The 22,128-nt window shown below is 65.7% G+C and carries 18 protein-coding genes; 4 read left to right on the top strand and 14 right to left on the bottom strand.

Features of this window, described 5'->3' with window-relative positions; genetic code table 11:
• Nucleotides 1-43: 43 nt before the first annotated feature.
• The 5 genes from V6M63_RS19810 to V6M63_RS19790 all read right to left on the bottom strand — a co-directional run bounded on the left by V6M63_RS19810 (nucleotide 44) and on the right by V6M63_RS19790 (nucleotide 6,974).
• Complete coding sequence (locus tag V6M63_RS19810; protein WP_332744673.1) at nucleotides 44-1,507, bottom strand: efflux transporter outer membrane subunit; 1,464 nt, start codon at nucleotides 1,505-1,507, stop codon at nucleotides 44-46.
• On the bottom strand, nucleotides 1,500-4,742 hold the full coding sequence (locus V6M63_RS19805) for an efflux RND transporter permease subunit (protein WP_332744671.1): 3,243 nt from the start codon (nucleotides 4,740-4,742) through the stop codon (nucleotides 1,500-1,502). The genes V6M63_RS19810 and V6M63_RS19805 overlap by 8 nt, the downstream gene beginning before the upstream one ends.
• Before the next feature lie 12 nt (nucleotides 4,743-4,754).
• Complete coding sequence (locus tag V6M63_RS19800; protein WP_332744669.1) at nucleotides 4,755-6,002, bottom strand: efflux RND transporter periplasmic adaptor subunit; 1,248 nt, start codon at nucleotides 6,000-6,002, stop codon at nucleotides 4,755-4,757.
• Nucleotides 6,003-6,234: 232 nt separating this feature from the next.
• Entirely contained in the window at nucleotides 6,235-6,609 is a 375-nt protein-coding gene (locus tag V6M63_RS19795; protein ID WP_332744667.1) for a hypothetical protein, read from the bottom strand.
• A complete protein-coding gene (locus V6M63_RS19790) occupies nucleotides 6,606-6,974 on the bottom strand; it encodes a glutaredoxin domain-containing protein (RefSeq protein WP_332744665.1) in 369 nt (122 codons plus the stop codon). Before V6M63_RS19790 ends, V6M63_RS19795 begins: the two co-directional genes overlap by 4 nt.
• A gap of 201 nt (nucleotides 6,975-7,175) precedes the next feature.
• Here V6M63_RS19790 and rpoH point away from each other — a divergent pair, with 201 nt between their 5' ends.
• Nucleotides 7,176-8,123 (top strand): RNA polymerase sigma factor RpoH, encoded by a 948-nt coding sequence (rpoH, locus tag V6M63_RS19785; protein WP_056269508.1) that lies wholly within the window; start codon nucleotides 7,176-7,178, stop codon nucleotides 8,121-8,123.
• Nucleotides 8,124-8,286: 163 nt separating this feature from the next.
• Nucleotides 8,287-10,026, top strand: coding sequence for a sensor domain-containing diguanylate cyclase (locus V6M63_RS19780; RefSeq protein ID WP_332744662.1), 1,740 nt, complete (start codon nucleotides 8,287-8,289; stop codon nucleotides 10,024-10,026).
• 27 nt (nucleotides 10,027-10,053) lie between these two features.
• Here V6M63_RS19780 and lysS read toward each other — a convergent pair whose 3' ends face one another.
• From lysS to V6M63_RS19735, 9 genes are all read right to left on the bottom strand, one after another.
• A complete protein-coding gene (gene lysS, locus V6M63_RS19775; protein ID WP_332744660.1) occupies nucleotides 10,054-11,607 on the bottom strand; it encodes a lysine--tRNA ligase in 1,554 nt (517 codons plus the stop codon).
• Between the two features lie 144 nt (nucleotides 11,608-11,751).
• Entirely contained in the window at nucleotides 11,752-12,468 is a 717-nt protein-coding gene (locus V6M63_RS19770) for an ABC transporter ATP-binding protein (RefSeq protein ID WP_332744658.1), read from the bottom strand.
• 131 nt (nucleotides 12,469-12,599) lie between these two features.
• On the bottom strand, nucleotides 12,600-13,370 hold the full coding sequence (locus V6M63_RS19765) for an ABC transporter ATP-binding protein (RefSeq protein WP_332744657.1): 771 nt from the start codon (nucleotides 13,368-13,370) through the stop codon (nucleotides 12,600-12,602).
• A gap of 13 nt (nucleotides 13,371-13,383) precedes the next feature.
• Nucleotides 13,384-14,469 carry a branched-chain amino acid ABC transporter permease gene (locus V6M63_RS19760; protein ID WP_332744656.1) on the bottom strand — a complete coding sequence of 362 codons (1,086 nt, stop codon included), beginning with the start codon at nucleotides 14,467-14,469 and terminating at the stop codon, nucleotides 13,384-13,386.
• Nucleotides 14,470-14,486: 17 nt separating this feature from the next.
• Entirely contained in the window at nucleotides 14,487-15,416 is a 930-nt protein-coding gene (locus tag V6M63_RS19755) for a branched-chain amino acid ABC transporter permease (RefSeq protein WP_056269525.1), read from the bottom strand.
• A 232-nt stretch (nucleotides 15,417-15,648) separates the two neighbouring features.
• Nucleotides 15,649-16,950, bottom strand: coding sequence for a replication-associated recombination protein A (locus tag V6M63_RS19750; protein ID WP_332744813.1), 1,302 nt, complete (start codon nucleotides 16,948-16,950; stop codon nucleotides 15,649-15,651).
• The gene (gene lolA / locus V6M63_RS19745) at nucleotides 16,947-17,582 is read right to left on the bottom strand and encodes an outer membrane lipoprotein chaperone LolA (RefSeq protein ID WP_332744811.1); all 636 of its coding nucleotides are present in this window, start codon (nucleotides 17,580-17,582) and stop codon (nucleotides 16,947-16,949) included. The genes V6M63_RS19750 and lolA overlap by 4 nt, the downstream gene beginning before the upstream one ends.
• 43 nt (nucleotides 17,583-17,625) lie before the next feature.
• Nucleotides 17,626-19,974, bottom strand: coding sequence for a DNA translocase FtsK (locus V6M63_RS19740; RefSeq protein WP_332744655.1), 2,349 nt, complete (start codon nucleotides 19,972-19,974; stop codon nucleotides 17,626-17,628).
• Nucleotides 19,975-20,054: 80 nt separating this feature from the next.
• Nucleotides 20,055-20,729 carry a Crp/Fnr family transcriptional regulator gene (locus V6M63_RS19735; RefSeq protein WP_056269533.1) on the bottom strand — a complete coding sequence of 225 codons (675 nt, stop codon included), beginning with the start codon at nucleotides 20,727-20,729 and terminating at the stop codon, nucleotides 20,055-20,057.
• A gap of 152 nt (nucleotides 20,730-20,881) precedes the next feature.
• On the opposite strand from V6M63_RS19735, the gene trxB reads away from it, so the two are divergent.
• Together trxB and rpmB are read left to right on the top strand one after the other, a co-directional pair.
• Complete coding sequence (gene trxB / locus V6M63_RS19730) at nucleotides 20,882-21,829, top strand: thioredoxin-disulfide reductase (protein ID WP_332744653.1); 948 nt, start codon at nucleotides 20,882-20,884, stop codon at nucleotides 21,827-21,829.
• 190 nt (nucleotides 21,830-22,019) lie between these two features.
• The coding region (gene rpmB, locus V6M63_RS19725) for a 50S ribosomal protein L28 (protein WP_332744809.1) at nucleotides 22,020-22,128 on the top strand (109 nt) is incomplete at its 3' end.

The following is a 22,128-nucleotide window of genomic DNA, read 5'->3' as shown; positions in this document are numbered from 1 at the left end:
CAGATGGGTTGCCCAAAGGGTACTCCCCGCGCCGCGCCAGCCGCTACCGGCTCTGGCCTACCGTGGTGGCCGTCGCAACAGGCGGCGTCCATCCGCCGCCCAGGGCCCGGTACACCGTCACCAGCGCGGTGGCGGTGCCCACCCGGGCCTGCACGAGCTGGTCGCGGGTGTTGAGCACTTCGCGTTCGGCGTCGAGCACGGCCAGGAAGTCGGTCACGCCGGCGTCATAGCGAAGCCGGGCCAGTCCGGCGGCTTCTTCGGCGTTGCGGGCGGCCTCGTCCAGGCTTGCAGCGCGTTGCGCGCTGCGGCTGTAGCTGCTGAAGGCGCCTTCGGTTTCTTCCAGCGCCACGGCCACGGTCTGCTCGAAGCTGGCCAGGCTTTGCCGGGCGCGCGCTTCGGTGGCTCGAATGCGCGAGCGGATGGCGCCGAAGTCGAACGGGGTCCAGCTGATGCCAGCACCCAGTGCGTAGCGGACCGACTGGCTGTCGTTCAAGTCGCCGATGCGCGCGGCGTTCAGGCCCAGCAGGCCCGAGAGCGACAGACGCGGGTACAGCGCGGCGGTGGCCACGCCGATGTTGGCGGTGGCGGCGGCCAGTTCGCGTTCGGCGGCCATCAGGTCGGGGCGGCGTTGCAGCCACTGCTCGGGCGTGCCCACGGGCAGTGTGGCCAGGTCGGTCACGGGCAGGCCGGGCAGCGGCGCGGGTGCGCTCAGCTCGGCCAGCAGGGCGCGGGGTGCCTGCGCGGTGAGCGTGGCCAGGCGGAACACGCTGCGCTCGATGGCTGTCTGCAACGCCGGCAGCGCGGCTTCGGTGCTGGCCACCAGGCCACGGGCGCGCGCCAGGTCGAGCTGGGTGCCGCGGCCGTTGTCCACGCGGGCGTTGGTGATGCCCAGCGCGTCGCGCTGGTTGACCAGGCTGGCCTCGGTCACGCGCAGGCGCTCCTGCAGACCGCGCAGTTCCAGGTAGTTGCGCGCCACCTCGGCCGCCACGGCGGTGTGGGCGGCGTTCAGGCCGGCCTCGCTGGCACTCACGAGGGCAGCTGCGGCCTCGCGGCCCCGGCGCACGCCGCCAAAGAGGTCGATCTCCCAGTTGGCGACAAAGCTGGCGTCATACGCGGTGCCGGTGCGCGCGCTGCGGGTGGTGCCGGGCTGTTGCGTGATGGGGCGGATGGAGCGCTCGGCGCTGGCATCGATGCCCACGCCCGGCAGGCCGGCCGCGTCGGCCTCGCCCTGGTTGGCGCGCGCCTCTTGCAGGCGGGCCTGTGCAATGCGCACGTCGCCGTTGGCCTGCAGGGCGCGTTCGATCAAGGCGCTCAGGCGCGCGTCGTTGAAGCCGCGCCAGAAGGTGGCGATGTCGGCCGCGGGCGCTTGTGCGTTGACAGCGGTGGCACCGGCGGCGATGAAGCCGGCGTCCAGCGCTGGGGTGGGCCGCTGGTGGTCGGGGCCCACGGCGCTGCAACCTGAGAGCACGGCGGCGAACAGCGCGGAAGGCACGAAGCGTCTATTCATGGCTGGCTCCCTGCACGGCCACGTGGGGTGCGGTGGCGCTTCGGCGGGCCTGGTGGCGGCTGCGCAGCAACGCATAGAACACCGGGGTGAGGAAGATGCCGAACAAGGTGACGCCCAACATGCCGGAGAACACGGCAATGCCCATGGCGCGGCGCATTTCGCTGCCCGCGCCGCTGCCCAGAATCAACGGGATCACGCCGGCGCAGAAGGCGATCGAGGTCATCAGGATCGGGCGCAGCCGCATGCGGCAGGCGTGCACGATGGCGGCAAACAGCTCTTCGCCGCGCTCTTCGAGGTCCTTGGCGAACTCCACGATCAGGATGGCGTTTTTACAGGCCAGGCCGACCAGCACCACCAGCGCCACCTGCGTGAAGATGTTGAGGTCCCCCGGCTGCGAGAACGGCGGGAAGCTGGAGAGCCACACGCCGAACAGCGCCGAGAGGATGCCCATGGGCACGATCAGCACGATCACCATCGGCAGGCTCCAGCTCTCGTACTGCGCGGCCAGCACCAGAATCACCAGCAGCACCGAAATGCCCAGCACCGCCGCGAGGATGGGCACATGGGTCTGCGTGCCGGGCAAGGTGATGTCGCGTGTGAGGCGGTCCTGGTAGCTCAGTTCGGTCCACTCGTAGCTCATGCCGCGCGGCAGGGTCTTCTTGAGCAGCGCCTCGATCTCGCCTTCGGCCTGGCTCGAAGAGAAGCCCGGGTTGGGCGCGCCGTTGATGTCGGCCGAGGGAAAGCCGTTGTAGCGCGTCACGCGCGTGGGGCCAAAGGTGGGCTCCACCGTCATGAGCGCGCCCAGGGGCACCATCTCGCCGGCACCGTTGCGCGTCTTGAGGTTGGTGATGGCTTCGGCGTTGTTGCGGAACGGCGCGTCGGCCTGCACCACCACCTGGTAGGTCTTGCCGAACTGGGTGAAGTCGTTCACGTAGAGCGAGCCCAGGTTGACCTGCATGGTGTCGTAGATGTCGGCGAGGTTGATGCCCATCTGCTTGGCGCGCGTGCGGTCCACGTTGGCGTAGAGCTGCGGCACGTTGATGTCGTAGCCGGAAAACGGCGTGCCGATGCTCGATTGGGGGTTGCCGTACACCTGCCCCAGCGTGCCCCACACCGCGCCATACAGCGCCTGCTCACCGAGGCCACCCCGGTCCTGCACCTGCAGCTTGAAGCCGCCGGCGTTGCCCAGGCCGTCCACCGCGGGCGGCGGCACCACGAACATGCGCGCCCCCTGAATCTGCTGGATCGCACCGTTGATCTGCCCCAGGATCGCGCCTTTGCTGAGCTCGGGTGTCGTGCGCTCTTCGAACGGCGCCAGGCCGAAGAAGACGATGCCTTCGTTGGGCGCGGCCGAGAAGCCGGCGATGGAAAGACCGGGGAAGGCCACCGAGTCGATGATGCCGGGCACCTTCAAGGCAATGTCGCTCATCTCGCGGATCACCTTGTCGGTGCGGTCGATGGACGAGCCCGCGGGCAATTGCGCGATGCCGATCAGGTACTGCTTGTCGGGCGCGGGCACGAAGCCGGCAGGGATGCGCGTGAACAGCAGCGCCGTCGCGGCCAGCAGGATGGCGTAGACCGCGAGCGAGGCCGTCTTGTGCCGCACGATGTAGCCCACGCGGCGGCCATAGCCTTCGCTGCCGCGGTGGAACACGCGGTCGAACCAGCGGAAGAAGGGGCCGAACACCTTGTCCATGGCGCGCGTGAGCCGGTCGGGCGACTGGTCGTGCGGGTGCAGCAGCAGCGCCGAGAGCGCCGGGCTGAGCGTGAGCGAGTTGAAGGCCGAGATCACCGTGCTGATGGCAATGGTGACGGCGAACTGCTTGTAGAACTGGCCGGTGAGCCCGGGCACGAAGGCCAGCGGCACGAACACCGCGCAGAGCACCAGCGCGATCGCAATGATGGGGCCCGAGACCTCTCGCATGGCCTGGATGGTGGCGTCGCGCGGCGACAGGCCCTCCTCGATGTTGCGCTCCACGTTTTCCACCACCACGATGGCGTCGTCCACCACGATGCCGATGGCCAGCACCAGGCCAAACAGCGTGAGCGTGTTGATGGAATATCCGAGCAGCAACAGGAAGGCGAAGGTGCCCACGATGGACACGGGCACCGCCAGCAGCGGGATGAGCGAGGCGCGCCAGGTCTGCAGAAAGACGATGACCACCAGCACCACCAGCGCGATGGCCTCCAGCAGCGTGATCACCACTTTTTCGATGGAGGTCTGCACGAAACGCGTGGGGTCGTAGACGATGTCGTAGCTCATGCCGGGCGGAAAGTTCGCCTTCATCCGCTCCATGGCCTCGCGCACGCTGTTGGAGAGCGCGAGTGCATTCGAGCCCGGCGCCTGAAACACCGCGATGGCCGCCGCTTCCTTGTTGTTGAGCAGGCTGCGCAGCGCATAACTGCCGGCGGAGAGCTCGACCCGGCCGATGTCGCGGATGCGGATCATGCCGCCGGTGGCGGGCTCGGCGCGAATGATGATGTCGGCAAATTCCTGCTCGGTGGTCAGGCGGCCCTGCGTGTTGACGGCGAGCTGGAACTCGGTACCGGTGGGTGCGGGCGGCGCGCCCACGGTGCCGGCGGCCACCTGCGCGTTCTGCTCGCGGATCGCGCTGACCACCTCGGCCGTGGTCAGGCCGCGCGCGGCGAGTTTGGTGGGGTCGAGCCAGACGCGCATGGCGTAGTCGCCCGCGCCAAACAGGATGACCGAGCCCATGCCCGGTATGCGCAACAGATCGTCGCGCACATTGAGCTGGCCGTAGTTGCGCAGATAGAGCGCATCGCGGCTGTTGTCCGGGCTCACCAGGTGAACCACCATGGTCAGGTTGGGGCTGCTCTTCTCGGTGGTCAAGCCGATCTGGCGCACGATGTCGGGCAGGCGGGGCAGCGCGCGGTTGATGCGGTTTTGCACCGCGGTTTCAGCGGCTTCGGGGCTGGTGCCGATCTTGAAAGTGACGGTGAGCGTCATGGCGCCGTCGGCGGTGGCCTGCGAATCGAAATACAGCAGGTTCTCGATGCCGCTGATCTGCTCTTCCAGCGGCGTGGCCACGGTCTCGCTGATCACGCGCGGGTTGGCGCCGGGGAACTGCGCGCGCACCACGATCTGTGGCGGCGCGACCTCGGGGTACTCGGAGAGCGGCAACTGGAAGATGGCCAGCGTGCCGATGAGGAAGATGAAGATCGACAACACGGCGGCAAAGCGCGGCCGGTCGATGAAAAAGTGCGAGATGTCCATGGGGCGCTCCGCTCAGGCCGCGCGGGCGTCGGCGGCGCGCTGCGACGTGGGCGGCGGACCACCGGCCGGCGCAGGGGGTGCGGCCGGAATCGGCATGCCCTGGGCATCCACCTGCAGCACCTGCGGCGCCACCGGCACACCGGGCATGATGCGCTGCAGGCCGTCCACCACCACGTTCTCGCCGGCCTTGATCTGCCCCCCGCCCACCACGCGCATGCCGCCCTGCAAGGCACCGAGCTGCACATTGCGGAACTGCGGCTGGCCATCGGCGCCCACCACCACCACGAACTTCTTGCTCTGGTCGGTGCCTATGGCGCGCTCGGGCACCATCACCGCCGGGTAGGGCGCGCTGGTGGCCATGGTCAGGCGCGCGGCCAGGCCGGGCACGAACTGGCCCTTGCCGTTGTCAAAGCTGGCGCGCAGGCGGATCGCACCGGTCTGCGGGTTGAGGCGGTTGTCCACGAAATCGAGCGTTCCCACGTGGGGAAATCCGTCCTCGTTGGCCAGACCCATGCGCACGGCGGGCGTCTTCTCGTTGGCCGCGCGGATGCGCAGGAAAGTCTGCTCGCTGCCGTCGAAGTAGGCGTGGACCCGCGACACGCCGGCGATCGAGGTGAGCACGCTCTGCTCGGTGACCAGATTGCCGGCCGTGATGTTGGCCCGCGAGGCGCGCCCGGCGATCGGTGAGCGCACGGTGGTGTAGGACAGGTTGAGCTGCGCCACCCGCAGCGCGGCCTGGGCGGCCTTGATGTCGGCGTCGGTGGTGCGCGAGCTGGAAGAGAGCTGGTCGAACTCCTGACGCGAGACGGCCTTGGCATCGAGCAGTTTCTGCGCGCGGGCCACCTCGGTGGTGGCGAGCTCTGCGCGTGAGCGCGCGGCGGCCAGCTGCGACTCGGCACGGGCCACCTCGGCCTGGAACGGACGCGGGTCGATGGTGAACAGCAACTGCCCTTTGGAGACCAGCGCGCCATCGGTGAAATGGACCTTGTCCACCACGCCGCCCACGCGGGGGCGCAGTTCCACGTATTCGGCCGCCTCCAGTCGGCCGCTGAAGGTCTCGCTGTCGGACACGGTGCGGGCCACCGCGGGGGCCACGCTCACCGGCGCGGCCTGGGGTGGGCCGCCTTGCGCGTCGGCCGGGCCGCCGCAACCGCTCAGCCAGGACGTGGCCACCAGAAAAAGAGACCACAACGCCAGAGGGATGCCCCGGCGCGGAGCGCGCGACGAATAGTTCATGTTCAACTGCCTGAAAGGGTTCATGACCGCTCCCGAACCAGGAAGGCGCAACGGTGAAAGCGCGCCATCAAGTTCCGTGCAGCGTGTTGACGCGGCAGGAACTTTCCAATCGGGTCTTTATCGACCGCGCGAGCATACGACCACTCGGCCGGTTTGGTCGACCCCCAAAGGTGGCAGCTTGCGTCGGACGACAGGCCTTTCAGACGGGAGACACGTTGCCACCCTTTTTGTGAGCAAACGTCACAAGTGCGGGACGTCAGCCGCCCGGCAGTTCTTCCCGCGCTTCCACCGCCAGCTGGCGCACGACCGAGCCGGAAGCCGCCGCCACCGCGCGGATGCGCAATGCCCGCCCGGGCGCCAGCTCCACGCGGCAGTGGTAGTCCAGCCCGTCGGTCTGGCCCGGGCTGCTGCTGGCAATGCGGCGCGACCATTGGCGCTTGCCGTCAAGTTCCACAGAAAGTTCGTGCCAGGCGCCGTCCAGCGGCTGCGGCACCCGCACCACGAGCATCGCGTCCACATCGAAGCTGCGATGCCGATCCAGCGAGCCGGGGATGTCGAGCACCGCCACCGACGCGGCGCCCACGTCGCAGCGCCAGACTTCGGGCTGGGTCGAGCGGGATCCAGGTTTCATGCGGCCAGAAGCTGTTTCAGTTCACCCGACTCGGCGAGCCGTTGCACGTCTTGCGCGCCCCCCACCAGCACGCCGCGCACAAACACCATGGGAAAGGTGGGCCAGCCGGTCCACATCTTGAGCGCATTGCGCCGGCGCCACTGCGAGAAATAGCTGCCGATCTCCAGGTAGCCATGGGCCACACCGGCGGCGTTCAGCGTCTTGCGGGCCCGGCCCACCCAGGGGTTGCCCGACATGCCGAACACCATCACGGTGTTGGACGCCACGTCGGTCTGGACCTGGCGCAGCAAGTCACCGTTGAGGTTGGCCACTTTCTGCTGGATGGCGGGGTGGATGGCGGCTTCATCGAGAACGGGGCGGGGCATGGTCTGTCCTTGTGGTTCGGGCAACCGAACTGTAGTGGCTTCGCGTCATGTCCAGAAAATTCCGCCATGCCATGCACATGTGCGCCAACAACAAGCGCGCATGGCCAAGGCCCTAAGGCAGCAGAGGGAGTGGAACTTCCTCCTTAGCACTCGATCACAGAGAGTGCTAATATTCTTCGAACAGTCCTGAGGAGGTTCTGCATGTCCCACTCACTTGCCCCCGTTTCCGCCGTTTCCAGTGGCCAGATCGCTGTTGCGAACCCATGGGCGCTGGTGCCGCCCTTGGGCAATCTGGATGCCTATATTTCCGCGGTCAACCGCCTGCCGCTGCTCACCCTGGACGAAGAGCAGAAGGCGGCGCGCCGCCTGCGCGACGACAACGACCTGGAGGCCGCGGGCCAACTGGTCATGTCGCACCTGCGCCTGGTGGTGTCGATCGCCCGCCAGTACCTGGGCTACGGCTTGCCACACGGCGACCTGATTCAGGAGGGCAATGTCGGCTTGATGAAGGCGGTGAAGCGCTTTGACCCCGACCAGGGCGTGCGTCTGGTGAGCTACGCCATGCACTGGATCAAGGCCGAGATCCACGAATACGTGCTGAAGAACTGCCGCATGGTCAAGCTGGCCACGACCAAGGCCCAGCGCAAGTTGTTCTTCAACCTGCGCTCGCGCAAGCAGGGCTTCCGCTCCGATGCGCTGGACGGCGACACCCACCGCGAAGTGCTGAGCGACCATGAAGTGGGCGTGATGGCCAGAGAACTCAACGTGAAGCCGGAAGAAGTGCGCGAAATGGAAACCCGGCTCTCGGGTGGCGACGTGGTGCTGGATCCGAGCCCGGGTGATGACGGCGAAGACGCCTTCGGCCCCATTGCCTACCTGGCCGACGCCACCCACGAGCCCACCGCGGTGCTGGAATCGGCGGAGCGCGACGCGCTGGCCACCGAAGGCGTGGCCTTGGCCATGAGCGAACTCGACGACCGCTCGCGCCGCATCGTGAGCGAGCGCTGGCTCAAGGTGAACGATGACGGCTCCGGCGGCATGACGCTGCACGAGCTGGCTGCCGAATACGGCGTGAGCGCCGAGCGCGTGCGCCAGATCGAAGTGGCGGCCATGAAGAAAATGCGCAAGGCGCTGGCCGCCTACGCTTGAGCGCGGACGCCACCGTCTGCGCACACCCCGGCTGCCCTGGCACCCGGGGTTTTTTTTGCCCGTCACGCACCGGCTTGGTGCCCTGGTGGAATCCGTTTGCCCGTCTGCCAAGACACAATGGAGCCCTTTTTCGCTTTCGCGCGTCTGGCGCACCGACCTGCTCGTGACCCCATTCCTCCGTCTGTGCGCCCTTCTGGGCTTGGCGCTGCTCGCACTCAACACGGCCTCGGCCCAATCCGTACCGCCTCCTCGCGCCTTGATGCTGGACGGCAGCCAGAACACCCTGCCGCTGGCAGGGCGCAGCACATTCTGGGTGGACGACAGTGGCGCGCTGACACCCCAACAACTGGAAACCCGGTACCTCGACCTGCCCTTTGGCGTGCGGGCGCGGGGCAGCCGAGTGCAATTGGCCCAAGGTGCGGTGCTGTGGGTGCGCTTTGACGCCGAGGTCAAAGACAACAGCGCGCATTGGGAGCTGGAGCTCACCCACTCCGGCACCGACCGGGTGAGCCTGTTCCACCGCCGGGCCGACGGCAGTTGGCATGCGCAACACGCCGGCGATCACATTGCCGTGCGCGACTGGGCCTATCCCGACCGCTATCCGGTGTTTGCGCTGGATCCACGGCTCGATCAGGCCGTCACGTACTGGGTGCGCATCGAACACGCCCGCGTGCCGTTCTCGGGCGAGCTGCTGGTCCACAACCACAACACCCTGCGCGAACTGCGCATCCACCAGCAGTTCTTGCTGGGTGCGTATTTCGGCATGGCGGCGCTGCTGATCGCCACCGCCATCGCCAACGCCCTGGTGTTCCGGGACACCAGCTTCGCCGCCTACGCCATTTACGTCACCGTGCTGGGCCTGGCACTGGCCGCGTCGCTGGGGGTCGGTGGCCAGTTCCTGTGGCCCGCCTGGCCACGCTGGAACAGCCTGGCCGAGTTCGTGTTGCTGCCGCTCACGGCCGTCTCGGGCCTGCTGTTTGTGCGACATGTGGTGCAGCCACGGCGCATCGGCCGCAGGCTGGACCGGCTGGCCTTGAGCCTGGCGGGCGTGTTCATGGTCCTGACCGCCTGGGACGTGGTGCACCCCACCACCACCAGTCTGCAGGCCGTGACCGCCGCGGGTGCACTCACCATGGTGCTGGTGTACGCGATGCTGTGGGCGGCCTGGCGCACCGGAGACCGCTGGGTGCGCTGGATCGCGCTGGGCGTTCTGCCTGTGCTCATCGCCGGCACCTTGCCCGTGCTGCGCAACTTCGGCCTGTTGTCCTCGGGCGTCCTCTCGCAGTACGGGATGGTGATGGCTGCGGCCATCGAAGCGCCGTTGCTCATCTATGGCCTGCTGCAACGATCGTCCATGCAGCACGAGGCACAGACCCGCGCCCGCGCGCTGGCGCTGACCGAGCCGCTCACGGGCCTGACCAACCGCCACAACTTCATGCTGCGCCTGCACGAGAGCCTGGTGCGCGCCCAGCGCTACCAGCACCGCAGCGCCCTGCTGCTGATCGATCTGGACAACCATGGCTGGTTTGCCGAGACGCACGGGCGTGAAGTGGCCGACCGGGCGCTGGTGCTCACGGGTTCGCTGCTGAGGTCGGTGGCGCGCGACGTGGACACTGCCGGCCGGGTCAACGACAGCACACTGGCCTTGCTGATGGAAGGCCCGGTGCGCGAAGCCCAGGTGGTGGCCGCGGCCACCAGCATCGTTGCAGGTGGCCTGCGCCCCTCGAACCAATTGCCGGTGGGTACCACCTTGAAGTTCAAGGTGGTCTTGGCGCTGCTGCCCGACGCAGCCAGCAGCTCCGATCTGGAGAGCAACGCACAGGCCCATCTGGACTGGCTGCGCAGCGGGCTGGATACCCTGCGTCAGGAGAACCGCAGGACCATCCTGAAGCTCAACTTCTAGCAGGGCTCAAACGATCCTGCGCGGGGCTCAGTTCTCCCTGCGCAGCGCAGGGAACAGGATCACGTCGCGGATGCTGGCGCTGTCGGTCAGCAGCATCATCAGGCGGTCGATGCCGATGCCGCAGCCACCGGCCGGCGGCATGCCGTATTCGAGCGCGCGAATGTAGTCGGCGTCGAAATGCATGGCCTCGTCGTCACCACCGTCCTTGGCCGACACCTGCGCCTGGAAGCGCGCGGCCTGGTCTTCGGCATCGTTGAGCTCCGAGAACGCGTTGCCGAATTCTCGGCCCGTGATGTAGAGCTCGAAGCGCTCGGTCACCTCGGGCTTCAAATCGTTGGCGCGGGCCAGCGGCGAGATCTCGGTCGGGTGGTCCATGATGAAGGTCGGGTTCCAGAGCTTGTCCTCGACCTTCTCCTCGAAGTACATCACCTGCAGGCTGGCCAGGCTGCGCGTGGAGAGCTGGTGCTTGGTCTCACTCAGGCCGAGCTTCTTCAATTGATTCAGCAGCCATTCCACGCTGTCCACGTTGTTGCCCGCCTCGGTGTGCTTGAGGATGGCCTCGCGGATGGTGAGCCGTTCGAACGGCGAGGTCACGTCCACTGGCTGCCCTTGGTAGGTCAGCGGCACATCGCCGCGCACCTCTTGCACCACGTGGCGGATGAGCTCTTCGGTGAAGCTCATCAGGTCCTGGTAGTTCCAGTACGCCGCGTAGAACTCCATCATGGTGAACTCGGGGTTGTGCCGGACGCTGATGCCTTCGTTGCGGAAGTTGCGGTTGATCTCGAACACGCGGTCGAAGCCCCCCACCAGCAAACGCTTCAAGTACAGCTCGGGCGCGATGCGCAGGAACATCTCCTGGTCGAGCGCGTTGTGGTGCGTCTTGAACGGCTTGGCATTGGCACCACCCGGGATCGGATGCAGCATCGGCGTCTCGACCTCCAGGAAGCCATGGCTGACCATGAAGCCGCGCAGGCTGGAAATGCCGCGGCTGCGGTTGACGAAACGCTGGCGCGCACTCTCGTCGGTCATCAGATCCACATAGCGCTGGCGGTACTTGATCTCCTGGTCGTGGATGCCGTGGAACTTGTCGGGCAGCGGGCGCAGGCTCTTGGTGATCAGGCGGATGCTGTCGGCGTGGATGGTGAGTTCACCGGTGCGGGTGCGAAACAGCACGCCTTCGGCCGCCACGATGTCGCCGAGGTCCCAATGCTTGAACGCGTTGTGCAGCGCTTCGCCCACGCTTTCGTTGTTCAGGTAGATCTGGATGCGGCCACCGCTGGGGCCAAACGAGGCGTCTTGCAGCGTGGCGAAGCTGGCCTTGCCCATCACGCGCTTGAGCATCATGCGCCCGGCAACACAGGCGCGCACCGGGGTGGCTTCGAGCGCTTCCTTGGTGGTCTCGCCGTGCACCGCGAACAGCTCGGCGGCCTTGTCGGAAGGTTTGAAGTCGTTCGGAAAGGCCACACCCTCGCCCCGCTGCTGCGCTTCGCGCATCGCCTTGAGCTTCTCGCGGCGCTCCGCGATCAGCTGGTTGTCGTCGTGCGCGGGGGCGCTGGTGTCGGGGGTGTGGACTTGTGTCATGAATGAAAAGAGGGTTGAGCACCAGTGTGCGCAACCCTCCATTGTAGTTTTGCCCTGAAAGCGCGATTCGCCGCCGGGCCGCCCCAAGGCGAATCAGCCCCCCTGGGGGGCAGCGACCCGCGCAGCGGCGGAGCGTGGGGGCTGTTATTCGCCGAGGTACGCGGCTCTCACTTTCGGATCGTCGAGCATGTCGCGGCCCTTGCCGGTCATGATGATTTCGCCGGAGTCCATCACGTAGCCGCGATCGGCGATCTGCAGCGCGCGGCGGGCGTTCTGCTCCACCAGCAGGATGGTCACGCCCTGCTTGGACACGTCTCGCACCACCTCGAAGATCTTGTCGACCATGATGGGCGACAGGCCCATGGACGGCTCGTCGAGCAGCAGCACCTTGGGCTGACTCATGAGCGCGCGCGCCATGGCCAGCATCTGCTGCTCGCCTCCACTCATGGTGCCGGCGAGCTGGTCCTTGCGCTCGCGCAGGCGCGGGAAGATGCCGAACATCTTCTCGATGTCCTGCGCGATGCCGGCCTTGTCGCTGCGGATGTAGGCGCCCATCTGCAGGTTCTCGGTGATGGACATGCGGGTGAACACGCCTCGGCCTTCCGGCACCATGGCCAGGCCCTGCTTCACCAGGTCCCAGGCGCCCTTGCCCTTGATGCTCTTGCCCATGTACTCGATGTCGCCAGCTTCAAAAGCCAGCGAACCGGTGACGGCCTTCATCGTGGTGGTCTTGCCAGCGCCGTTGGAGCCGATCAGCGAGATCAACTCGCCTTCGTTCACTTCGAGATCGATACCCTTGACGGCCTTGATGCCGCCGTAGGCGACCTTCAGGCCGCTGATTTTGAGGAGTGTGTTTGCCATGTCTTTTCCTTGTTCGTTTCGGCATCCGGCGCGAATGGCCTCAGCCGGGAACACCGCCGGTCCGGCTTTGCCGGTCGGCAGGTGTTGCCCCCTTGAGGGGGTGACGCGAAGCGGCGCGGGGGTGGGTCATGTCAGTGGCCACCGGTGCCGAGGTAGGCCTCGATCACCTTGGGGTCGCGCTGCACATCGGCGGGCGTGCCAGACGAGAGCTGTTTGCCGTAGTCCAGCACGGTCACACGGTCGCACAGGCCCATGACCAGTTTCACGTCGTGTTCGATCAGCAAGATGGTGCGGTCGTCCTTGCGGATGCGGTCGATCAGCTCGCGCAACTGGATCTTTTCGGTCGCGTTCATGCCGGCCGCGGGCTCGTCCAGCGCGATGAGTTGCGGGTCAGTGGCCAGGGCGCGTGCAATTTCCAGTCGGCGCTGGTCGCCGTAGCTCAGCGTGCGCGATTTGTAGTCGGCGAATTTCTCGATGCCCACATAGGCCAGCAATTCGCGCGCGCGCGCTGTGATCTCAGCCTCTTCGCGCTTGAAACCTGGTGTGCGCAACACGGCTCCGATCAGGCCCGAATGGGTGCGCACATGGCGCCCGACCATCACGTTTTCCAGCGCCGTCATTTCGGCGAACAGGCGGATGTTCTGGAAGGTGCGCGCGATGCCGGCCTTGGCCACTTCGTGCACCGCGCTGGGCGTGTACGGTTTGCCCGCCAGCTCGAAGGAGCCGCTGTCGGGCGAATACAGGCCGGTCAGCACGTTGAAGAAAGTCGTCTTGCCGGCGCCGTTGGGGCCGATCAGGCCGTAGACCTGGCCGCGTTTGATTTCAATGCCCACATCGCTCAGGGCCTGCAGGCCACCGAAGCGCTTGGAGACGTTCGCCACTTTGAGAATCGTGTCAGTCATCTGGATTCTCCGTTCACTTGGACAAGGACTTGCCATGCTCGGGCGAGGGCCACAAGCCTTTGGGCCGGAGCAACATGACGATCACCATGGCCAGTGCGATCAGCAGCTGGCGCAGAATCTCGGGGGCCAGGCGGCCGTCGGTCATGGCCGTGAGTGGGTGCGCCACGTGGCGCAGCAGCTCGGGCAGTCCGGCCAACAGCAGGGCACCGAGCACCACGCCCGGGATGTGCCCGATGCCACCGAGAACGACCATGGCCACCACCATGATCGACTCCATGAGCGAGAACGATTCGGGCGACACGAAGCGCTGGAACGAGGCGAACAGCACGCCGGACACGCCACCAAAAGAAGCGCCCATGCCGAAGGCCAGCAACTTGAGATTGCGGGTGTTCAGGCCCATGGCCTTGGCAGCGATCTCGTCTTCGCGGATGGCCATCCAGGCGCGGCCGATGCGCGAGTCCTGCAGGCGGTACGAAATGATGATGGCCAGCACGACGAAGAAGAGGAACAGGTAGTAGTAGAGCGTGACCGGCTGGAAGGTGTAGTCGCCAATGGTCAGGCGCTTGCCGAGATCGAGGCCGAAAACCGAAATGGTGTCGATCTGGCTGATGCCCTTGGGTCCGTTGGTGATGTTCACCGGGCGGTCCATGTTGAGCAGGAAGATGCGGATGATCTCGCCGAAGCCCAGCGTGATGATGGCCAGGTAGTCGCCGCGCAGCTTGAGTGTGGGCGCGCCCAGGATCATGCCGACCACGCCCGCGATCGCCGCCGCGAGGATCATCACCAGCCAGATGTTGTAGTGCAGGCCGTTGGGGAACATCGCCTTGATGGCGGGGAAGGTATCGGCGAGGTGGGGCGAGCCCAGCAGCGCGAACACGTAAGCGCCAACCGCGAAGAAGGCGATGTAACCCAGATCCAGCAGGCCGGCGTAGCCCACCACGATGTTCAGGCCCAGGGCCAGCAGCACATACATGAGCGCGATATCGACAATGCGCACCCAGGAGTTGCTGCCGGTGGACTGCAGGATGATGGGCAGCAGCAGCAGGGCCGCACCCGCGATCAGGAAAACGATCAGCTTGCCGGTTTTGGTGTTCATCATGTGAGTTCTCCTACCGGTCAGGCGCGGTCCGCCACACGTTCACCCAGCAGACCCGAAGGGCGCAGCGTGAGCACGATGGCCAGCACGATGAAGGCAAAGATGTCGGTGTACTGGCTGCCCAGCACGCCCCCGGTGAGCTTGCCGAGGTAACCGGCGCCCAGGGATTCGATCAGGCCCAGGGCAATGCCCCCGACCACCGCACCAGCGAGGTTGCCGATGCCGCCCATGACCGCGGCCACGAAGGCCTTGAGGCCGGGCATGAAGCCCATGGCGTGTTGCACGGTGCCGTAGTTGGACGCCCACATGATGCCGGCGATCGCGGCCAGCATGGCGCCGATGATGAAGGTGGCGGAGATGACCACATCGGGTTTGATGCCCATGAGCGCGGCCACGCGAGGGTTCTCGGCCGTGGCGCGCATGGCGCGACCCAGATTGGTGCGGTTGACCAGCCACATCAGGAAGGCCAGCGTGATGGCCGTGGTGGCCAGGATGGTGATCTGCGTGATCGAGATCACCGCGCCCGCGAACTCCACCGGCTCGGTGGGCAGCATGTTCGGATAGGACTTGGGATTGGGCTTCCAGATGATCATGGCAAAAGTCTGCAGGAGCAACGACATGCCGATGGCGGTGATCAAGGGGGCCAATCGGTTCGAGTTGCGCAGCGGCCGGTAGGCCAACTTCTCGATCGTGAAGTTCAGCGTGGCGCAGACCACCATCGCAATCACCGTGGCCAGCAGCAGCACCAGCCAGCCCGGCAGATCGGGTGAGGCCTCCCTCATCCAGCCGATCAGGGTCCAGCTGGTGAGCGCCCCCACCATCAGCACGTCGCCGTGTGCAAAGTTGATCAAGCCGATGATGCCGTAGACCATGGTGTATCCCAGGGCCACCAGCGCATACATGCTGCCCAGCACCAGACCGTTGATGATCTGCTGTAGCAAAACTTCCATGAAAGATTCTCCGTGTGTGTGACAGGCCGAAAGGTGCTCGTGGCGCCGGCCTGTTTCAACCTAGCAAAAAACCCGCCAGACATGACCTTGAGACAGGACAGACTGCGGGTTGGTGGACGGATTGTAATGACGCGCTTTTGGAGGTCGCATGCGTGTATGCCCTTAGCGCACAAGGGTTTACCCGGCATTTGGACGGAGCACCCTCGCTTGCATCAGCGCGAATGGGAACGCATTAGTTATTTTGATTGTTGCGAATCTTGAGCTCGCGCAGCTTATCGGCGATGCGCAACTCCAGACCACGGTCCACCGGCCGGTAGAAACCGGGTTCGGCCATGCCCTCGGGCAGATAGCTTTCGCCCGCGGCAAAACCACCCTCTTCATCGTGCGCGTACCGGTAGCCCTTGCCGTAGTCGAGCTCCTTCATGAGCTTGGTGGGCGCGTTGCGCAGGTGCATGGGCACGGGGCGTGTGCCGTCTTTCTTCACGAACGCCTTGGCCGCGTTGAAGGCCTTGTAGACAGCGTTCGACTTGGGCGCCACGGCCAGATAGATCACGCACTCGGCCAGCGCCAGTTCGCCCTCGGGGCTGCCCAGTCGCTCGTACACCTCGGCAGCGTCCAGCGCCAGGCGCAAGGCACGCGGATCGGCCAGACCGATGTCTTCACTGGCCATGCGGATGAAGCGCCGCGCCATGTAGCGCGGGTCGGCACCGCCGTCGAGCATGCGCACGAACCAGTACAGCGCGGCGTCCGGGTCGGAGCCGCGCACGCTTTTGTGCAACGCGCTGATGGTGTCGTAGAACTGCTCCCCTCCCTTGTCGTAACGGCGCATGCGTTCGCCCAGCACCTTGAGCAGCCAGGCATCGGTGATCTCGCTGAGCTTTTCACGCCCGGCGGCCACGGCCAGCGTTTCCAGCGTGTTGAGCAGGCGGCGGGCATCACCATCGGCGTAGGCAATCAGGCGCTCGATCGCCGCGGGTTCGATGGCGGGTACCGCATCGATGCCCTGCGCCTTGGTGACGATCAGCCTCAGGTCGTCTTCCGACAGCGGCTGCAGCACATACACCGCTGCGCGCGAGAGCAAGGCCGAGTTGACCTCGAACGACGGGTTTTCGGTGGTGGCCCCGATGAACGTGAACAGGCCACTTTCCACGTGCGGCAGGAAGGCGTCCTGCTGGCTCTTGTTGAAGCGGTGCACTTCGTCCACGAACAGGATGGTGCGCTGGGCTGTCAGACCGCTGCGCGCGGCCTCGGCGCGCTCCACCGCATCGCGGATGTCCTTCACCCCGCCGAGCACCGCGCTGATGGTGAGGAACTGCGCGTCGAAGGCATCGGCCATGAGCCGCGCGATGGTGGTCTTGCCCACACCGGGCGGGCCCCAGAGGATGCAACTGTGCGGCTGACCCGATTCAAAGGCCAAGCGCAGCGCCATGCCCTCGCCCAGCATGTGCTGCTGGCCGATGACTTCGCCCAGGGTGCGTGGGCGAAGTCGCTCGGCCAGAGGCGCGTGGGGGCTGGGGGCGGCCACGGACTTCAGGGCCGCATGACAGACGCGCCGGCCGGTGGCTGGAACTTGAAGTCGGCCGCCTTCAAGGGCGCGTTGGCCTGCCAGTCGTTGAAGGTGAGCACCGACCGCTGGCCGAGGTTGTCCTCGATGTCGAGCACCGACAACTGGCCTTGCCTGAATCCCACGCGCACCATCTGCAACTGCCCGTTGCGGTCCTTCGGCTTTGCTTCCAGCCACTCCAGGCCGTCCTTGGCCGCTGCGGGCTTGAGGTCAAACGCGTCCGAGAGGCCTTTGAGGTCGGTGCCGGCCGCAATCAGGGCCGCGGGCGTGCTGCCCAGCACCTCTTTCTGGCCGCGCGCAGTGACCTGGTTCAGGTCCACGTCGTGGAGCCAGAGCGTCTGGCCATCGGCCACGATGGTCTGCTCGAACGGCTTGGTGTATTCGAACCGGAAGCGGTTGGGGCGCAAGAACTCGAACGTGCCGGTCGAGGTCTTGCTGCGTGCAACGGTCTCGGTGGAGCGTTTGGGCGAGGTCACCACCTGGGTGAAGCTGGACTTGCCGCTGCCCACCTCGCGCAGGAATTTCTCCAGGTCCTGAAGCCCATCGGCCCAGGCGCCCAGGGCCGCAAGGCTCAGGGCGGTGGCGATCGTCAATTTTTTCATCATGGGGTCTGATCCTGTTGGGCCGGCGGGGTTCAAGCCGGCGTCATTCTCCGCGTGCCGGCACCAGGATGTCCCGCTGCCCGCTCGATGTGAGAGCACTCACCAGACCCGCGTTTTCCATGTCTTCAAGCAAGCGGGCGGCGCGGTTGTAGCCGATCTTGAGCTTGCGCTGCACGTAGGAAATGCTGGCCTTGCGGTCCTTGATGACGATCTCCACCGCCTGGTCATAGAGAGCATCTTTTTCACCATTGCTCTCACCGCCACCTTCGCCGAACAGATCACCGCCCTCGCCATCGGCCACGCCGCCCTCAAGCACGCCGTCGATGTAATTGGGCTCGCCACCCTGTTCCTTGAGGTAGGCCACCACGCGGTGCACTTCGTCATCGCTCACGAACGCACCATGCACCCGGATCGGGAATCCCGTACCCGACGGCATGTAAAGCATGTCACCCATGCCCAGCAGACTCTCCGCGCCCATCTGGTCGAGGATGGTGCGGCTGTCGATCTTGCTGCTCACCTGGAATGACAGGCGCGTCGGGATGTTGGCCTTGATCAGGCCGGTGATCACGTCCACGCTGGGGCGCTGCGTGGCAAGAATCAAATGGATGCCGGCCGCGCGCGCCTTCTGCGCCAGGCGGGCAATGAGCTCCTCGATCTTCTTGCCCACCACCATCATCAGGTCGGCGAGTTCGTCGATCACCACCACGATGTAGGGCAGGCGTTCCAGTGGCTCGGGTTGCTCGGGCGTGAGGCTGAACGGGTTCCCGATGAACTCACCGCGCGCCGCAGCCTCGTCGATCTTCACGTTGTAGCCCGCGAGATTGCGCACACCCAGCTTGCTCATGAGCTTGTAGCGCTTCTCCATCTCGGCCACGCACCAGTTCAGGCCATTGGCCGCGTGCTTCATGTCGGTGACCACGGGCGCCAGCAGGTGCGGAATGCCTTCGTAGACGCTCATCTCCAGCATCTTGGGATCGATCAGCAGCAGGCGCACATCGCGCGCGTCGGCCTTGTAGAGCAACGACAGGATCATCGCGTTGATACCGACCGACTTGCCCGAGCCGGTGGTGCCGGCCACCAGACAGTGCGGCATCTTGGCCAGGTCGGCCACGATGGGCTGGCCACCGATGTCCTTGCCCAGGCCCATGGTCAACATCGACTTGGCATCGTTGTAGACCTGCGAACCCAGGATCTCGCTGAGCTTGATGGTCTGGCGCTTGGCGTTGGGCAACTCCAGCGCCATCAGGTTCTTGCCCGGGATGGTCTCGATCACGCGGATGGAGACCAGCGAGAGCGAACGCGCCAGATCGCGCCCGAGGTTGACGATCTGCGAACCCTTCACGCCGGTGGCGGGCTCGATTTCGTAACGCGTGATCACCGGACCCGGCGCCGCGGCGACCACGCGCACGTCGACGCCAAAATCCTTGAGCTTCTTCTCGATCAGGCGGCTGGTCATCTCCAGCGTCTGGCTGTCCACGCCGGCCTGGTGCACTGGCGCGCTGTCGAGCAGGTCCACCTGCGGCAGCTTGCTGTCGGGCAACTCGGTAAACAGCGGCTTCTGGCGTTCCTTGGCCACGCGCTCGCTCTTGGGCACATCGACCAGCGTGGGCTCGATCACCACCGGCGTGGGATGGTGCTCTTCGATCTCCACCCGCTCGACCTTCACCACCTCTTCGCGTTCGCGCGCCGCCTTCTCGCCGATGCGCTGGTCCTCCACCGCTTCGCGTTTCTCGCGGCGGGCCTCAAACCAGCCGTCCAGCGTGTGCCCGACCTCTTCCGCCCAGTGGCCCCAGGAAAAGCGGAACACACGAGGCAGGCAGACCAGCAACAGGGCCAGCATGGTCAGCGCCGAACCGGTGAATCCGAGCCAGCGCATGGAAAACGCGCCGAGGCCATGGCCGAGCACACCGCCCGCATGGCCTGGCAACAACGCTTCAAGACGGTACAGGCGGCTCCACTCCAGCACCGTGCTGGCGGCCATCAGGGTGACAAGCGCCAGCCAGAACAGGGTGCGGCGCGCCCAGGGGCGGTGCCAGATGCGCGGATCCGGTCCATCACCACCCTCGTCCCGCGTGCCGCGAATCCAGCCGGCCAGGGCGGACAACCAGGCCCTCACACCGACCAGGAAACACCACCAGACCGAGAAGCCGAACAGGTAGTAGCTCCAGTCGGCCAACAGCGCTCCCAGCCGGCCGCCCCAGTTGCCCACCTCGGTCGCGGTACCGGTGGTGCTCCAGGCCGGATCGGCCAGCGAGTGGCTCAGCAAGGCCAGCAGCCAGAAGGCCAGCGCGGCCGCACCCAGTACCAGACCGATTTCCTGGGCAAAACGGGAAACGCCGACCTGCGGTTGGCCCGCACGGTCGGCGTTGAGGGTGTTCAGTGAGTAGGTCATGGGCTGTTCAAATGTCCAGCAGCTAGCTTACCCCAAGCCCATGCCCGGCAACCCTGGCCGCACGGAGGCGGCCACCGGGCTCAACCGAGGGAATTCAGCCGTTCCTTGATGACGGTGCTGCCGTCCTCGGCCATCTCGATGAAGCCCCGGTCTTCGAGGTCTTTCATCACGCGGCTGACCATCTCGCGCGAGGCGCCGATCATCTTGGCCACGTCCTGACGCGACACCCGGTCCTTGATCGTGAGCTGGCCGTCCTTGTCGGGTTGGGCAAATTCAAGCAGCGCGCGAGCCACCCGGCCATACACGTCCATCAGCGCGAGCGATTCGATCTTGCGGTCGGCGTGGCGCAGGCGCTGCACCAGACCCTTCATGACCGCGTAGGCCATGGAGCTGTTCTCGGGAAGGCAGCGGGCGAATTCGGCACGACCCAGGATCAGCACATCGGTCTGCACCTCGGCCTTCACCGTGGCCGAATGCGGCTGGTTGTCGATCAGGCTCATCTCACCGACGTAGTCGCCGGGATTCATGGTGGCCAGGATCACCTCCCGCCCCCGCGTGTCGGTGGTCACCACACGAGCCCGTCCCGTCAACACAATGGCGAGGCAATTGGACTTCTTCCCCTGCTCGACGATGCACTCGCCGCGCTTGAAGCGCCGCTTGATCACGGAGTCGGCAACCGATTCGGCCTGGGCCTGGGTCAGGGTGGAAAACAAGGGAACCCGGCGGATCAGATCGAGATTGGACAGGAGAGACATGCGTGTATTCCTTGTTCTGGGAAGCGCTTGCAGCGCCGTTTCATACAATGACCTGAAGTCAAGGTCCCTGCACCGCAGGCTTCTGACCTGACGCACCAATATAACCGCCGACTCTAAACCACTTGCCCCTGAATGCGATGGGGACATGCACCATGAAACACGCCAAAGTACTGATCCTCGGCTCCGGACCGGCCGGCTACACTGCCGCCGTCTACGCCGCTCGCGCCAACCTCAACCCGGTGCTCATCACCGGCATCGCACAAGGCGGCCAGCTCATGACCACCACCGATGTGGACAACTGGCCCGCCGACGCCGAGGGTGTGCAGGGACCGGACCTCATGCAGCGCTTTCAGGCGCATGCCGAGCGATTCAAGACCGAAATGATCTTCGACCACATCAACGCGGTCGACTTCAGCCAGCGCCCGTTCGTGCTCAAGGGCGACAGCGGCGAATACAGCTGCGATGCACTCATCATCGCCACCGGCGCCTCGGCCAAATACCTCGGGCTGCCGTCCGAAGAAGCTTTCATGGGCAAGGGCGTGTCGGGCTGCGCCACCTGCGATGGTTTTTTCTATCGCGGGGAAGAAGTCAGCGTGATCGGCGGCGGCAACACCGCTGTGGAAGAAGCACTGTACCTGTCGAACATCGCCAGCAAGGTCACGCTCGTGCACCGCCGCGACACCTTCAAGGCCGAAGCCATTCTGATCGACAAGCTGATGGACAAGGTGGCCGCCGGCAAGATCGAGCTCAAGCTGCACAGCACGCTCGACGAAGTGCTGGGCGACAAGACCGGCGTGACCGGCGTGCGCCTCAAGAGCGTGAAGACCGGTGCCACCGAAGACCTCACGCTGAAGGGCTGCTTCATCGCCATCGGCCACCAACCCAACACCGACATTTTCAAGGGCCAGCTCGACATGAAGGACGGCTACATCACCACCCGTTCGGGCCTGCAGGGCATGGCCACCATGACCAGCGTGCCCGGCGTCTTCGCCGCTGGCGACGTGCAGGACCACGTGTACCGCCAGGCCATCACCAGCGCCGGCACGGGCTGCATGGCCGCGCTGGACGCCCAGCGCTTCCTGGAGCAGGGCGCTTCCTGAAGACGCGCTTGCCCCGCGAGATCGCCGATTGGCTATAATCGCGGGCTTTGCTGAGATTGACCGGTTCGTCCGGGACCAAAGCAGATTCGGGTTACCGCCACCCTTTCCTGGCGAGGTGAGGCTGCAGGGGCCAGACACGGAATGTCTTCCGGTCGTGGCCAGCAGCTGTTTGAATGATCGGAGTGTCCTCATGGCACGCGTCTGCGACGTCACGGGCAAGAAGCCCATGGTCGGGAACAATGTTTCCCACGCCAACAACAAAACCAAGCGCCGGTTCCTGCCGAACCTGCAATACCGCC

It is taken from the genome of Hydrogenophaga sp., assembly GCF_036675665.1.
Lineage (GTDB): Bacteria > Pseudomonadota > Gammaproteobacteria > Burkholderiales > Burkholderiaceae_C > Hydrogenophaga.
Note: the sequence above shows the minus strand (reverse complement) of the source record. Positions and strands in the feature narration are given on the sequence as shown.

What these genes read in the sequence shown, in the direction of transcription:
- V6M63_RS19810 (WP_332744673.1), bottom strand. Translation starts at nt 1,507, where the DNA reads ATGAATAGACGCTTCGTGCCTTCCGCGCTGTTCGCCGCCGTGCTCTCA.
- V6M63_RS19805 (WP_332744671.1), bottom strand. Translation starts at nt 4,742, where the DNA reads ATGGACATCTCGCACTTTTTCATCGACCGGCCGCGCTTTGCCGCCGTG.
- V6M63_RS19800 (WP_332744669.1), bottom strand. Translation starts at nt 6,002, where the DNA reads ATGAACCCTTTCAGGCAGTTGAACATGAACTATTCGTCGCGCGCTCCG.
- V6M63_RS19795 (WP_332744667.1), bottom strand. Translation starts at nt 6,609, where the DNA reads ATGAAACCTGGATCCCGCTCGACCCAGCCCGAAGTCTGGCGCTGCGAC.
- V6M63_RS19790 (WP_332744665.1), bottom strand. Translation starts at nt 6,974, where the DNA reads ATGCCCCGCCCCGTTCTCGATGAAGCCGCCATCCACCCCGCCATCCAG.
- rpoH (WP_056269508.1), top strand. Translation starts at nt 7,176, where the DNA reads ATGTCCCACTCACTTGCCCCCGTTTCCGCCGTTTCCAGTGGCCAGATC.
- lysS (WP_332744660.1), bottom strand. Translation starts at nt 11,607, where the DNA reads ATGACACAAGTCCACACCCCCGACACCAGCGCCCCCGCGCACGACGAC.
- V6M63_RS19770 (WP_332744658.1), bottom strand. Translation starts at nt 12,468, where the DNA reads ATGGCAAACACACTCCTCAAAATCAGCGGCCTGAAGGTCGCCTACGGC.
- V6M63_RS19765 (WP_332744657.1), bottom strand. Translation starts at nt 13,370, where the DNA reads ATGACTGACACGATTCTCAAAGTGGCGAACGTCTCCAAGCGCTTCGGT.
- V6M63_RS19760 (WP_332744656.1), bottom strand. Translation starts at nt 14,469, where the DNA reads ATGATGAACACCAAAACCGGCAAGCTGATCGTTTTCCTGATCGCGGGT.
- V6M63_RS19755 (WP_056269525.1), bottom strand. Translation starts at nt 15,416, where the DNA reads ATGGAAGTTTTGCTACAGCAGATCATCAACGGTCTGGTGCTGGGCAGC.
- lolA (WP_332744811.1), bottom strand. Translation starts at nt 17,582, where the DNA reads ATGAAAAAATTGACGATCGCCACCGCCCTGAGCCTTGCGGCCCTGGGC.
- V6M63_RS19740 (WP_332744655.1), bottom strand. Translation starts at nt 19,974, where the DNA reads ATGACCTACTCACTGAACACCCTCAACGCCGACCGTGCGGGCCAACCG.
- V6M63_RS19735 (WP_056269533.1), bottom strand. Translation starts at nt 20,729, where the DNA reads ATGTCTCTCCTGTCCAATCTCGATCTGATCCGCCGGGTTCCCTTGTTT.
- trxB (WP_332744653.1), top strand. Translation starts at nt 20,882, where the DNA reads ATGAAACACGCCAAAGTACTGATCCTCGGCTCCGGACCGGCCGGCTAC.